Source organism: Pseudonocardia humida (genome assembly GCF_023898865.1).
Lineage (GTDB): Bacteria > Actinomycetota > Actinomycetes > Mycobacteriales > Pseudonocardiaceae > Pseudonocardia > Pseudonocardia humida.
This window is the reverse complement of sequence record NZ_JAGSOV010000033.1, coordinates 45,409-59,149: the sequence shown is the minus strand read 5'-3', so window position 1 is coordinate 59,149 and position 13,741 is coordinate 45,409. Positions and strand designations below refer to the sequence as shown.

At 76.6% G+C, this 13,741-nt stretch carries 8 protein-coding genes; 4 read left to right on the top strand and 4 right to left on the bottom strand.

The window, feature by feature from the left end:
• The first annotated feature begins 40 nt into the window (after positions 1 to 40).
• The 3 genes from KDL28_RS14325 (at position 41) to KDL28_RS14315 (ending at position 4,218) form a co-directional block, all read left to right on the top strand.
• Entirely contained in the window at positions 41 to 1,312 is a 1,272-nt protein-coding gene (locus KDL28_RS14325) for an aminotransferase family protein (protein ID WP_252438703.1), read from the top strand.
• A 169-nt stretch (positions 1,313 to 1,481) separates the two neighbouring features.
• The gene (locus KDL28_RS14320; protein WP_252438701.1) at positions 1,482 to 2,513 is read left to right on the top strand and encodes a type IV toxin-antitoxin system AbiEi family antitoxin domain-containing protein; all 1,032 of its coding nucleotides are present in this window, start codon (positions 1,482 to 1,484) and stop codon (positions 2,511 to 2,513) included.
• Positions 2,514 to 2,610: 97 nt separating this feature from the next.
• A complete protein-coding gene (locus KDL28_RS14315) occupies positions 2,611 to 4,218 on the top strand; it encodes an ATP-binding protein (RefSeq protein ID WP_252438699.1) in 1,608 nt (535 codons plus the stop codon).
• A 96-nt stretch (positions 4,219 to 4,314) separates the two neighbouring features.
• On the opposite strand, the gene KDL28_RS14310 is transcribed toward KDL28_RS14315, so the two are convergent.
• From KDL28_RS14310 to KDL28_RS14295, 4 genes are all read right to left on the bottom strand, one after another.
• Positions 4,315 to 8,769: a hypothetical protein gene (locus tag KDL28_RS14310; protein WP_252438697.1), complete on the bottom strand. Its 4,455-nt coding sequence runs from the start codon at positions 8,767 to 8,769 to the stop codon at positions 4,315 to 4,317.
• Positions 8,762 to 9,580, bottom strand: coding sequence for a hypothetical protein (locus KDL28_RS14305; RefSeq protein WP_252438695.1), 819 nt, complete (start codon positions 9,578 to 9,580; stop codon positions 8,762 to 8,764). Before KDL28_RS14305 ends, KDL28_RS14310 begins: the two co-directional genes overlap by 8 nt.
• Positions 9,577 to 11,073, bottom strand: a complete 1,497-nt coding sequence (locus KDL28_RS14300; protein WP_252438693.1) for an NACHT domain-containing protein — start codon at positions 11,071 to 11,073, stop codon at positions 9,577 to 9,579. The genes KDL28_RS14305 and KDL28_RS14300 overlap by 4 nt, the downstream gene beginning before the upstream one ends.
• 75 nt (positions 11,074 to 11,148) lie before the next feature.
• Entirely contained in the window at positions 11,149 to 12,816 is a 1,668-nt protein-coding gene (locus KDL28_RS14295) for an MFS transporter (RefSeq protein ID WP_252438691.1), read from the bottom strand.
• Between the two features lie 231 nt (positions 12,817 to 13,047).
• Here KDL28_RS14295 and KDL28_RS14290 point away from each other — a divergent pair, with 231 nt between their 5' ends.
• Positions 13,048 to 13,737 (top strand): TetR/AcrR family transcriptional regulator, encoded by a 690-nt coding sequence (locus KDL28_RS14290; protein WP_252438689.1) that lies wholly within the window; start codon positions 13,048 to 13,050, stop codon positions 13,735 to 13,737.
• Positions 13,738 to 13,741 lie beyond the last annotated feature (4 nt).

The following is a 13,741-nucleotide window of genomic DNA, read 5'->3' as shown; positions in this document are numbered from 1 at the left end:
CCCGCACAGGATCGGGTGATCCCAGCGTGAGGAGCAGGGCATGGCCACGTCGAGCTTCTGGCACTCGTTCGCCGACATGCAGGCGATCACCCGCGACGGTCCGCTCGTGCTCGAGCGCGGGGAGGGCGTGCACGTCTGGGACACCACCGGGCGCCGCTACGTCGACGCCGCCGCCGGGCTGTGGAACTGCAACGTCGGGCACGGCCGCACCGAGATCGGCGAGGCGGTCGCCCGCCAGGTCGGGCGGCTGGCCTCGTTCTCGACCTTCGGCGACTACTCCAACCCGCCCGCGGAGGAGCTGGCCGAGCGGCTGGCCGCGCTGGCCCCGTTCCCGGCCGCCAGGGCCTTCCTCACCAGTGGCGGGTCCGACTCCGTCGACACCGCGGTCAAGCTGGTCCGGCGCTACTGGTCGGCGTTGGGCCAGCCGGAGCGGCGCACCGTCGTCTCGCGCGAGTCGGCCTACCACGGCATGCACCTGGGCGGCACCGGGCTGGCCGGCATCGAGCCCAACCGGGCCGGCTACGGCGAGCTCGTGCCCGACACCACCCGCGTGCCGTGGGACTCGGCCGAGGCGCTGGCCAAGACCATCGAGAGCCTCGGTGAGCAGCACGTCGCCGCGTTCATCTGCGAGCCGGTGATCGGCGCGGGCGGCATCCTGATCCCCCCGCCGGACTACCTGGCCGAGGTCGCCCGCATCTGCCGGGAGACCGGCGTGCTGCTGGTCCTCGACGAGGTGATCACCGGGTTCGGCCGGGTCGGCGAGTGGTTCGCCGCGCACCGCTTCGGCGTCGAGCCCGACCTCGTGCTCTGCGCGAAGGGCATCACCTCGGGCTACCTGCCGATGGGCGCCGTGCTCGCGGGGGAGCGGGTGTCCGAGCCGTTCTACGACGGCACGGTGGGCCTGTGGCGCCACGGCTACACGTCCTCCGGGCACGTCGCCGGGTCGGCCGCGGCCCTGGCCAACCTCGACATCATCGAGCGGGAGCGGCTCATCCCCCGCGTCCGCGATGCAGAGGTGGTGCTGGCCGAGGCGTTCACCCCGCTGGCGGCCCACCCGCTGGTCGGCGAGGTCCGCACCGGCACCGGGCTGCTCACCGCGGTCCAGCTGTCCACCGACGCCCTCGCCCGCGACCCCGCCCTCCCCGCCGCCGTCGTCGCCGCGCTGCGCGCCGAAGGCGTCCTCACCCGGGCGATCGGCCAGGGCGCCGTCCAGGTCTCCCCGGCGTTCGTGATCACCGACGAGCAGATCCGCGACCTCGCCGCCGCGTTCGCCACCGCCCTCGACACCGCCCTCACCGCCGCGCCCGCCTGACCACGCACACCTCCCGGCGCCGCGCACACCTGCTGGTCACCACGCACATGCTGGGACGTGCGCGCGGTGACCAGGGGGTGTGCGTCGTGGACAAGCCGGTGCGGCGGGTTGTCCACAGCGCCGGCGGAGGGGGTGCTCACCGAAGTCGGCGGGCGGCACCCTCGACGGCATGACGGGCGACGTGGAGTGGCGCGGGCGGCTGCTCGCGAGCGGCTACACCGACGGCGAGCTGCGGCGGATGCGGCGCGACGGGGTGCTGGTCCCGCTGCGGCGGGGCGCTTACGCGGTCGGCACCCCACCCGCCGGCGCCGATGCCCACCACCTCCTCGCGATCAGGGCGGCGTGCGGAGTCCTGTCGCCCGATGCGGTCGTCAGCCACGCGTCGGCCGCGGTGGTGCACGGCCTGCCGGTGTGGGGGGTGCCGTTGGAGCGCGTGCACGTCACCCGGGGCCGGTCCCGCGGCGGTCGCTCCGGTGTCCGGGTGCACGTCCACGCGGCCCCGCTGGCCCCCGAGGACGTCGTCGTGATCGGCGGCCTGCGCGTCACCACGGTCGCCCGCACCCTGCTCGACCTCGCCCGGACGCAGCCCTTCGAGCAGGCCGTGGTCCTGGCCGACGCCGCCCTGGCCCGCCACGCGGTCGACCCGGCCGGCCTCGCCATGGTGCTGCTCCGGGCGGCGAGGTGGCCGGGCCTGCCCGCGGCCCGCCGGGCGCTCGCGTTCGCCGACGGCCGTGCCGAGAGCGTCGGCGAGTCGCGGAGCCGGATCGCGATCGCCCGCTGCGGGCTGCCGCGGCCCGTGCCCCAACTCGCCGTGCACGACGAACACGGTGCGCTGATCGGCCGGGCCGACTTCGGCTGGCCCGGGCTCGCCACCATCGGCGAGTTCGACGGCCGGGCCAAGTACGGACGGCTCCTGCGCCCCGGCCAAGCACCGGCCGACGCCGTACGCCGAGAAGCTCCGCGAAGACCGGCTTCGCGCTCAGGGCCTCGCCGTCGTCCGCTGGTCGTGGCCGGACCTGGACGATTTCACCCCGGTCGCCCGCCGACTCCGGGCAGCCTTCCGTCCCACCTGAGTTCGACCACGCACACCCCCGGCCACCGCGCGCACCTCGTCGCCACCACGCACATGGCGGGAGGTGTGCGCGACGACCACCAGGTGTGCGTGGTGGCGGGGTCGTGGGAGGGGCTAAAGCGGGGGTGAAGCGCGGGGGCCGGTAATGGGGCGGTCCGCGTCCCGCGAGGGACGTCCCGCGAAGGCCGGGGGCCCGATGAGCACCGTTCCACCACCGTCGCACCCCGTGCGGTCCGACGGGCCGACCGTCGACCACACCGACATCGTCCCGACGTCCGCGGAGCGGCCGGCGCGGTCGGTGGGGGCGGCGGTGCTGTTCAACCTCAGCGGGCTCGGGGTGGGGTTCGCCTACCTGGGGCGGTGGGGGGCGGCGGCCGGGGGTCTGGCGATCACCGGGGGGTTGGTCGCGTTCGCGTTCGGCACCGACGCCGCCGACCGGCCGCTGCTGTGGGTCGTGCCGGCCGGGCTGTGGCTGGGGGCGGCGGCGGTCGCCGCCGGGCTGCTGGCCCGGCGGCACCCGCGGCCGGTGGGTGCGCGGGCGCGCGCCGTGCCGGTCGTGGGGGCGGCGCTGCTGGTGGTGGGGCTGGTCGGGGGGTTCGTCGGCTACCGGGTCGCGGGGTCCTCGGTCTACGAGCAGGGGCTGGCCGCGCAGGCCCGGGCCGACTGCGCGACGGCGGTGGAGCGGTTCGACACCGTCGACGGGCCGTTCGAGCTCACGATGAGCGCGGACGTCCCGGCCGCGCGCCTGGGCCGCGCGCAGTGCCTGGCCTACCTCGTCGCGGTCGAGGCCGGGCGCCGCGGCGACCACGCCGCGGCGGTGCGCGGCTACCAGGACTTCCGCCGCGCGCACCCGGGGACGGTGCTGGTCGGGTTCGCCGCGCGGAACCTGGAGGCCACCTACGACGCGTGGGCGCAGCAGCTGCGGGCGGCGGGCGACCAGCCCGGCGCGATCCGCGTCTACCGCGACCTGCTCGTCGAGTTCGACACCCCGCGGGCCCGCGCCGACCTGGCCGCCACCTACCTGGAACAGGCCGAGCAGCTGCGCGCCGCCGCGGCCACCGGCGACGGGAACTCCCGAGCCGGGCTGGCCCGGGCCGCCGTCGACGCGCTGCTCGTGGTGGCCGACGAGTTCGCCGCGACCCCGAGCGCGGCGCGCGTGCCTCAGGCGCTGGCCGACACCTACGCCGCCGCGACGGGGCTGACCGCCCAGGGGCAGTACTGCGCGGGCCTGCCGGTGCTGGACTCGTTCGCGTCCCTGCCGGCGACCGGGCCCACCGCCGACGTCGTGCGCGTCGCCCACGCCGACCGGGCCCCGGCGATGTTCGAGTGCGGCCTGGCCGACTACCGGGGGTCGAGCTACTCCGGGGCGATCGACCGGCTCACCGCCTTCCTGGGCGCCTACCCGGACGACCCGCGGGCCGCGCAGGCCCGCTCGGCGATCATCGCGGCGACGGTGCTGGCCGAGTCGGGCGGGGCACCGCTGCCGCTGCCGGCCCCGCTGACGAACAACGTGACCGGCCCCAACCCGGTGACCGTCTTCAACAACACCCCCTACGAGCAGCACGTCTACCTGGTCGGCCCGACCGCGCACGAGTTCGTGCTGCCGCCCTGCCCGGACTGCACGGAGCAGTACGTCGGACCGCTGATCGACAGCCTCGGCCCGGCCGACCCGTGCGGCGACCCGACCGGGCGCCCCTCGCTGACCCTGATGCTCGGGTCGGGCACCTTCACCTGGTTCTCGCGGACCACCGACGAGTCGACCCCGGTGCGCTCCGACGTGATCGAGTCCGGCTACTCGTACTCGACCTGCGTCTACGTCGAGAGGTACCTCTGATCGCGCAGGACAGCTCGGCCAGCGGCGCCCGCCGCGCGCGGTTCGCCGCCACCTCCTCGCCCAGCAGCCGGGCCAGGGCGGAGAGCGGCGGGCCGGTCACGGGGCGGCGGGCTCCGGGCGCCGGTAGATCCGCGCGGCGGAGATCCGGCCGGTGCCGTCGGGGGCGTCGAGCTCGTCGAGGTGGTGGCGCACGTGCTCGTCGACGGAGAGGTACTTGCGGCCCGCGCGCAGGTCGGCGTCGTTGCGCAGCCGGATGATCAGCGGAAACGCGCCGAGCGCCCCGGCGTCGAACAGCCCGGTCGTGTAGACCAGCTGCACGCCCAGCGCCCGGGCCACGCCGAACTGCAGCTCCAGCAGGTAGCCGGCCGAGGCCCGGCCGATCGGGTTGTCCAGGAACAGCACGCCGGCGTGCCGGCGGCGGCCCTGGCCGCGCTGGTTGGCCCGCAGCGCGGCCATCGTGCAGTACAGCACGATCGCCGCGGTGAGCTGCTGGCCGCCGGAGAACACGTCGCGGATCTCGGAGACCCGCAGCCGCTCGGTGCGCAGCACGGCGTCGGGCTTGAGCATCTCCACCCGCACACCCTTGGGCATCGCCGCGCGCACCCCGCGCAGCAGCAGGCCCATGCCGTCGCGGCGGTCGCGGGCCGGGCCCGCCTTGCCTGCGTGCTCGGCGGCGGTGCGGTCGACGACGTCGCCGAGGCGGGCGGTCAGCTCGGTGTCGTCGATGTCGTCGAAGCGGATGCGCAGGAACTGCTGGCCCGACCAGTCCGACAGGCCCTCCGGCAGCTGGGAGAGCCGCCCGGCCAGCCGCAGGGTGCGCAGCGCCTCGCCGACCATGCCCTGCAGCCGGGTGACGATCCCGGAGCGGTAGCGCCCGATGTTGGCCAGGTCGTCGTCGAGCGAGCGCAGCCGCGGGCGCAGGGCCGACTCCCACTCGGCGGCCATGGCCGGGGTCTCCGAGCGGTCGATCTTGAGGATGTGCCTGCGGACCGGGCTGGTGACGCTGTCGAAGCGCGGGTCCTGGGCCAGGCGCGCGACGGCGTCGGCGGCCTTGCGGGTCGCGGTCTCGGCCTGGGCCCTGGCCTGCGCGGCCGCCCGCACGCCCGCCTGCGCGGCGGCCCAGCGCTGCGATCCGGTGTCGGCGTCGCCGGCGAACGGCTCGGCCGGAGCCGCCCCGGGGTCGCCCGCGGCGTCCTCGCCGAGGGCGCGCACGAGCATCGCGAAGCCCTCGGCGGCCGCCTCGGCGGCGCGGAGCTCGGCCTGGGCCGCCGCGCGGTGGGCCTCGGCCCGCTCGGCGGCGGCCTCGGCGGCGCGCAGGTCGTGGCCGACCCGGTCGAGCAGCTCGCGACCGTGCTCGGCGTCGGTCGGCTCGCCGCCGGGCTGCACCGACCCGCCGTGACCGGGCAGCTCGGCCAGCGCGCGCTCGGCCACGACGACCTCGGTGACGGCGCTCTGCAGCCGGGTGGTCAGCGCGACCAGCGCTCGCTGGGCCTGCGCGGTGGCGGCGTGGCGGGCGGAGTCGTCGGCGCCGTCCGGGGAGCGCAGCAGCGCGTCGGCGCGCTCGCGGACGGCGGCGCCCAGCTCGCCCACGGTCTCGCGGGCCGCCTCGGCGGTGCGCTCGGCGGCCATCAGCGCCGAGCGCAGGTCGGCGTCGATCTCGGCGGCGGCGTAGGCGGCCGCGGCCCGGCGGAACTCGGTGCGCAGCACCTCCAGCGGCTGGTCGGGCGCGGTGTCCCGGTCGCCAGCGGCGCCGTCGACGGGTAGCTCGGCGATCTCGTCGTACCGGCTGCGCGCAGCGGCGGTCTGCCGGTCCTCGGTGCGCTGCGCCTCGCTCGCCCGGCCGCGGGCCAGCTCGGCGGCGGCCCGGGCCCGCGCGGCCCGATCGTCAGCCTCGCCTGCCGCCACCGCGGCGGCGCGCTCCCGCTCGCGCAGGTCGGCCTGCTCGGCGCCGACCCCGCGCAGCGCGGCCAGCCGGGCGGCCCGCTCGCGGGCCGCGGTGGCGGCGGCGTCGAGCCCGGCGCGGGCGGCCTCCAGCCCTTCGGCGCGGTCGTCGATGGCGGTGATCTCGGCGCTCGCGGCGTCCACCGCGGACCGCGCGGCGGCGACGGCCCCGGCCGCGTCCGAGCGGGCCTCCGCCAGATGGTCGAGGGCGCCCGGCGGGTAGCGGGCGACCCACTCACGCAGCCGGGCGGCCAGCTCCCGGTCGGCGCCCAGGCGCTCCTGCAGGCCGGCCAACCGCTCCCCGCGCTCGGCGGTCTCGGCGCTGAGCTGGTCGCGCACGGCGGCCGCGGCGTCCTCGTCGACCATGGCCGGGTTGGGCGGCACGACGAACTCGACGCCGGGCGCGCCGGGGCCGGAGTCCTCGATCGCCCGGGTCGAGCCGACGGCGACCGCCGCGCAGGGCAGCCCGCGCGCGGCGGCCAGCGCCTCCCGGGCCCGGTCGGCGTCGGCCGGGTCGTTCAGCAGCAGGCCGCCGACCAGGTGCGGGAAGCGCAGCAGCGTCGCCTCGCGGGTCTGGGCCGGCATCATCGCCAGGTAGCGCCAGCCCGACCAGGCCCGCACGCCCGCGCCCTCCAGCACGGCCAGCGCCTGCTCGACGTCCGCTGGCGGGGGTAGCAGCCCGCCCTCCCCGAGCGCGCGCAGCGCGCGGGTGTCGCGGTCCTGCTCGGAGAGCAGGGCGGTGCGTTCGCGCTCGCCCTCGGCCAGCGCCGCCGCGACCAGCTCGACCGCGCCGCCGGCGTCGGTGCCGGGTTCGACGGTGTCCACGCCGAGCAGCTCGGCCAACCGGTCCTGGGCGACCAGCGCGCGGCGGCGCTCGTCGGCGCGGGCCCACGCGTCCTCGGCGGCGGCCGCGGCCCCGCTCGCCGCGGCGGCGGCCTCGCGGGCGGCGCCCAGGCGGGCGTCGGCGGCGCGCCGGTCACGGCGCAGGCGCTCCAGCGTCGCGTGCAGCTCAGCCAGCTCGGCGTCGGCGGCCCGGGCGGCGGACTCCGCGCGGTCGGCGGCGTCGGCGGCGTCCTCGTCGGCGCGCAGCAGTCCGGCGCCGACGGCCTCGCCGACCCGCTCGCGGATGCGGTCGAGCCCGACCCGGGCCTGCTCGACGGCGGCCCGGTGGCCGGCGGCCTCGCCGGTGCGGCGCAGCTCCTCGTCGCGGGCGGCCTCGGCCCGCGCGGTCGCCGCCCGCACCGCCTCGGCGGCGTCGCGGGCGGCCCGCTCGGCGGCGGCCGCCCCGGCGCGCAGGCCGGCGGCCAGCGCCGTCGCGGCGTCCTGGCGGGCGCGCAGCGCGGGGCGCGCCTTGTCCTGCTCGGCGTCCACGACGGCGCGCAGGCGGCGGGCCTCGGCCGCGGCGACGCGGTCGCGCAGCACGGGCTCGACCGCCCGCCACGCCTCCAGCAGCTCCTCGGCCCCGTCCTTCTCCCCCTGCAGGGCGTCGCGCGCCGCGGTCGCGTCGCGCAGGCGCAGGGCCGAGACCATGCGGCGCAGCTCGGCGGCGACCTCGCGCAGCCTGCGGACCTCACCGCCCGCGAGCCGGGCGGCCTCCTCGGCGCCGGCCAGCGCCCGCGCGACGGTCTCCAGGCGCGCGGTCTCGACGTCGCGGCGGGCGAGGACCGCCGCGGCCAGCCCGCGAGCCTCGCGGCGCGCGGTCGCCTCGCCCGCCCTGGCCAGCCGCGCCGCCCGCTCGGCCGCGGCCAGCGGGCCCAGCAGGTCCAGCACCCCCGCCACGAACTCGCGCTCGAGCTCCAGGTCGCTGCGCTCGGCGATCCGCTTGGCGTAGCCGGCCACCAGCTCGGCCAGCGTGCCCGGCTCGGCCGGGTCGAGCACGGCGCGCAGCAGGAAGTCGACGAACGCATCGTCGGTGGGGAAGGTGAACGCGTCGGCGGCCTCGCCCTCACCGGCGTTCATCGCCCGCTGGTAGCGGAACAGCTCCGGGTCGAGCCCCACGTCGACGAGGTGGCGGGTCCAGTCGGCGTGCCCGGTCTCCCACACCAGCGCGCGGGTCGGGTCGGCCTGGTCGGCCTCGGCGAGCCGGTCGCGGAACGCGGCCAGGGTGAGCCTGCGACGCTCGCGGGTGAAGGGCAGGTCGTCGAGGCCGAAGCCGTCGCCGGGGGTGAACGAGTACCAGGCGTCGGTGAGCTTGTCCGGGTCGCTGGAGGCGGTGTGCCCGCGCCACTCCGAGACCTTGCCGGTGACCAGCAGCGCCCCGGTGCCGGTGTGCATCCACTCGCAGGCCACGTGCGCGACGTCGTCGCCGAGCACGAACTTCTCCAGCACGGTGGTGCTGGTCGTGCCGACCACCTGGCGCCGACCCGGCAGCACGACCGAGAAGACCAGCTTGAGCAGCACCGACTTGCCGCCGCCGTTCTCCAGGAACAGCACCGACGCCGGCGAGGGCCGCCGCGGCACCCGCTCGACGTCGTCGGCGGCGAAGAAGTCCAGCTGGGCGGGCGCGCCGCGGACCGGGGCGCCGAGCCCGCGCAGGTCGAGGCAGACGTCCTGGTAGCGGGCCCCGGGCGGGCCGACCGAGAACAGCCGGACCCGGGACAGCTCATACACCGCCTGCCTCCAGGGCACCGTCGGCCGTGGGTCGCAGCGTGCCCAGCGCGGACGTCACCGGCAGCACGCCCAGCTCCAGCAGCTCGTCGAACGCGCGGCGGGACGCCAGCTCCCGCACCTGCACCTGGTAGCGGGCCGTCGTGCGGAACGTGGCGGTGCCCGCCTGCCCGTCGGCCCCGACGGGCACCAGGAAGCCCTGGTCGGCCAGGAACCGCAGGGCCTTGCCGACGATGCCGCGGGTCGTGGCGTCGCCTGCCCGGCCGTCCTTGGTGGCCGCGGCAGGCGGGCGGCGCGACCACGCCCGCCACGCCGCCTCCAGCTCGGGGGCCTCGGAGAGCGGGTCGCTGTTCTCCCCGGTGCCCTCCACCCGCTCCTGCAGCGCCCGACAGGCCTCCCGGACGGCGGCGTCGACCTGGTCGACGGAGACCCGCCCGACGTAGCTGTCGTTGCCCAGGTCGTCGGGGCGGGGGAAGGCCAGCGCGGCCACCGCCAAGTGCGCGAGTCCATGCAGCACCTTGTCGGCCTGCCGGTTGGCCAGCGCGGTCCGCCGGGCGTACTCGTCCATCCGGATCTCGAAGATCGACTCCTCGGTGGCCGCGACGACCGCCCCGGACTGCGGGCCGACGGCCAGCACCACCAGCCCCAGCCCGGACGCCACCCGCTGCACGACGTCCTTGAACGCGTCGTCCTCGCCGTAGCGGCGCACCAGCTCGGCGTAGCCGGGGTCGCGCGCGGGCACCAGCTTCGGGCGCATCCCCAGCGCCACCAACCGCGAGGCCGACTCCACGTCCTGGGACCGGATGCCGCTCATGCCGCGTCCTCATCCCGCCCGGTCGGCTCGTCCGGCTCGGCTGGCTCGTCGAGCGCCACGTCGACCATCCCGACCAGCAGGTCGGCCCCGCCGAACTCGGCGTCGCGCAGCACCGCGCCGTCGTCGACGGCCAGGCACACGCGCTCGTCGCCCTGGCTGCGCGCGGTGGCCACCGACGTGCCCAGCGCGTGCAGGGATCGCAGCACGACCAGCTCGGCCAGCCGCGGGTCGAGCGCGCGGGCCCGCTCCAGCGCCGCCGACAGCCGCCGCGGCGGGCCGGGCTCGGCCAGCAGCGCGGAGACCTGGCGCCACTGCTCGTCGCTGTAGCGGTCGGTGTCCAGCGCGACCAGCTCGGGCTCGGACAGCTCCTCGCCGAGCGGGTCGCGGTCGGCGGGCGGTTCGAGCAGCACCTCCACCAGCCCGGTCAGGCTGAGCACGCTGGGCACGCGCAGCCCGGTGCCGGCGCTGAAGAAGGTGCCGGTGGGCCCGGCCGCGGTGGCCGCGTCCAGCTCCAGGCACGGGGTGAGCAGCTGCCCGAACACGTCCACCGCGGCCCGCTGCGGGCGCCCGGCGAACTGCTGGCGGTCCTGCTCGGCGCGGAACGTGGCCCCGGCCTCCTGCAGCCGGGTCTGCAGCTGGGTGTGGCGCTGGATGCAGTCGCCGACGACGTCGACCAGCTCGGCGGCCTGCCTGCGGCGCCCGGGCTCGGTGGCGGTGTCGCGGGCGTCGGCGATGTTGGCCAGGATCGCCGACTCGGCCCGGTAGCGGGACTCGATGTGGCGCAGCGCCTCGTCGATCAGCTCGGGCACGGCCGAGAGCCAGTCGACCGAGCGCACGTCGCGACGGGTGGAGTCGAGCCGCCCGCGCAGCGCCTCGGCGTACTGCACGGTGCGGTAGCGGGCCTGCTCGGCGGCAAGCCGGGCATCGCCGAGGCGGCCGCGGCTGATCAGGTTCTCCAGCTTGACCTCGGCCGCGACCTGGGCCGACTCGACGTCGGTGTCCAGCGCCCCGACCAGCACGTTGATCGCCTCGTCGGAGGCGCGCAGGTAGATCTCGCCGTCCGGGCCGGCCAGCTCGACGAGCAGCTTGAAGTCGAACCGGCGCCGGACGTAGCCGCCGTCGGGGCCGGTGGTGCCGTAGTCGGCCTGGAAGCCGCGGTCGACGCTGCCGACGTTGATCAGGTTCTCGACGACCCAGTGGCCGATGCGCTCGTGCTCGGCGGCGGGCGCGCCGGGCGCCTGCGCGGCGATGAACGGCGCCAGCCTGCGCACCACCCGGCCCTGGTCGGCGCCGGTGTCGAAGTCCATGGCCAGGGTGACCTGGTCGATGGCCTGCAGGGCGATCTCGGCCATCTGGTAGCGGCCGGCGTCGACCCACTCCAGGCGGTGCTTGCGCTGGTCGAGCTCGTGCAGCGGGGCGGTGCACGCGAGCGCCTTCAACCGGCGGGCGACGCCGTCGTCGACGACGACCGACGCCGTCCCGTCCACCACCACAGCCGAGCACTCTACGAACCCCGCCCGACCCCTCCGCGACGGAGGGGCCGGGCGGGCCCGGACGCCGGGGCGTGCTCAGCCCTGTCGCGGCTGCTCGGGACGCCCCGCGCGGAGCGCCTCCAGCTCGGCCCGCACCCTGCGCTCGTGCTCCTCGGCGTCCTGGCGGGCCCGGCGCGGGCTCCACCGCCCGGCCATCAGGAACACGAACGGGATGAAGAGCGCCTCGCAGACGACCGAGACCCACCACCAGGCCTTCCACTCGTCCGCGCTGCGGGCCGCGGCGGCCTGCACCTCGGGCCCGTGCTCGGTCAGGAAGGACAGGTCCGCCGGCGGCACCGCGCCGACGGCCCGCAGCTGCGCGATCGCCTCGGCGGCGCTCACCCCCAGCGCCGCGGAGATCTGCCCGACGGCGTCCGCCGCAGCGGCGCCGTCGCCCGGGTCGGCGGTGATCTCGGCCAGGGTGCCCGGTTCGACGGCACCGATCGTCCGCAGCTCGGCAGCGTACTTCGCGGACAGCTCCCCGACCCCGCCGCCGTACTGCACGAGCGGGGTCATCGAGGTGACCACGAAGGGCAGCAGGAAGATCGACACCGCCACGACGATCCGGACGATCCAGCCCCACACGGCCAGTCCGGTGGCGGTCAGCGCGGGGTTGTGCCTCTCCACCGTCTCGGTGAAGCTCGCCATCCACGGCGCGTAGGCGACGCCCAGGCTGATCGCCAGCAGGCTGAGGATGACCGCGAACTGCGTGTAGGTCGTGCCCGGCCCGGCCTCCAGGAAGACGATCGTCATGACGATCGCCCCGACCGCACCGACGACCATGAACGGCTTGCGCACCCGCAGCCGGTCGGACGCGATCCCGATGAGGACCAGCGCGACGGCGTCGAACGCCCAGAACCAGTTGCCGACCCCGTTGGCGTCGGCCAGCGAGAAGCCGTGGATCGTGGTCAGGTAGATGGTGAGGAAGCCGATGATCGTGTAGTAGACGACCAGGAAGATCGCGACCGCGAAGGCCGACCCGATGACGTCGGCCTTCATCATCTGGCGGAACGGCCGCCGGATCGCCGCCTCCGGATCGACGCCGGCCGCCCGCACCTCCAGCAGCTCGCGGTCCTTGAGGCTGACCATCAGCTGGTCGCGCAGCCGCGGCGACAGCTCGCGCAGCCCGAACAGGGCGATCACGAACACCACCAGCCCGACCACGCCGCAGATGTAGAACTGGGCGCGCCAGTCCGGCAGGACCGCGAGCGTGCTGCTGGACACCGCGGCCACCACCAGGCTGCCGATCACCGGGCCCAGGGTCCAGAAGCCCATCGCCGAGGCCCGGCCCAGCTGCGGGGAGAAGTCGCGCACCAGGGCCGGGGTGGCCACCAGTACGACCCCCTCCACGAACCCCACCAGCGTGGACGCCGCGGCGAACCACCACTTGTCCGGCATGTGCGGCACCACGAACGTCACCAGCACGCCGGTCACGCCCAGCCCGTAGGCGACCAGGTTGGCCCGGCCCCAGCGGTCGGCCAGCCCGGCCAGCAGCGAGGCGAAGGCGCCCAGCGCGTTGGCCACGACCGTCATGTAGACGTAGAAGGGGAAGCTCATGCCGAAGTGCGCGATGATCGCCGGCGAGACCGCGCCCCCCACGTACGCCTGGTAGTAGAGGATGATCGTGGCCACCACGACCAGGGCCAGCTGGATCATCCGGGGCCGGGTGTCGGGGTAGTGGTCGAGGCGCCGGTCCCAGATCATCCTGGTCAGCGCACCGCCCCGGCTCTCGCTGGGGGCGTCAGGAAGAACAGCAGCCATGGTGTCTCCCGCGGGTCGCGCATTCGGTCGTCACCGCGGGGACCCGGGCGGGCGGCCACGGCGGGTCGGCACCACTTGTCTGGATTGACGGGTTCGACGACGATGCGGTGGTCCGACCGGTCCAGATGTACGTGCTCGTACTTCAGGCTTCACGACGGTAGATCGCGAGGTGCCATGCGGCAAGGGGGCTCCCTGTCCTCGCCCCGCGACGAGCGCGGCGGGCGGGCGCTGCCGCGCGGGCGCTCCAGCCTGCCCGCCTCCGACGTCGCCGCCGACCAGCGCAAGCGGCTGCTCGGCGCGGCCGTGGCCACGGTGGCCGAGAAGGGCGTGCACGGGGTGACCGTCGCCGACATCGTCCGCCGGGCCCGGGTGTCGCGCGCGACGTTCTACGCGCACTTCAGCGACAAGGACGCCTGCGTGCTCGCGGCCGGCGCGCACGGCTGGGCGCAGCTGTCCGACGCGGTCACCGCGGGCAGCCGCGCCGTGCCCGAGGACGCCGACCCGGAGCTGCACTGGCGCGCGGCCTGCCGGGCCTTCCTGCGCTTCCTGGCCGACGAGCCCGCCTTCGCCCGGCTGTTCTACGTCGACCTGCCCGCCGTGGGCGGCGAGGGCGTCGCCCGCCACGACGCGGCCACCCACCAGTTCGCCCGGTTCAACCAGGCGTGGCACGAGCGGGCCCGCCGCCGCCACCCGGACTGGCCGCGGGTCCCGTTCGACGCCTACGTCGCGCTGGTCGGCGCGACCACCGAGCTGGTCAGCACGCGCGTGCACCACGACCGCATCGGCGAGCTGCCCGACCTGGAGGACACGCTGACCGCGCTGCACCTGGCGGTGCTGGCCGGGCGGCCGTGGCCGGCGGGCTGAGGGC

Bases quoted from the DNA above. Each gene is read 5' to 3' on its own strand.
- KDL28_RS14295 (WP_252438691.1), bottom strand. From the start codon at position 12,816: ATGATCTGGGACCGGCGCCTCGACCACTACCCCGACACCCGGCCCCGG.
- KDL28_RS14290 (WP_252438689.1), top strand. From the start codon at position 13,048: ATGCGGCAAGGGGGCTCCCTGTCCTCGCCCCGCGACGAGCGCGGCGGG.
- KDL28_RS14320 (WP_252438701.1), top strand. From the start codon at position 1,482: ATGACGGGCGACGTGGAGTGGCGCGGGCGGCTGCTCGCGAGCGGCTAC.
- KDL28_RS14325 (WP_252438703.1), top strand. From the start codon at position 41: ATGGCCACGTCGAGCTTCTGGCACTCGTTCGCCGACATGCAGGCGATC.
- KDL28_RS14305 (WP_252438695.1), bottom strand. From the start codon at position 9,580: ATGAGCGGCATCCGGTCCCAGGACGTGGAGTCGGCCTCGCGGTTGGTG.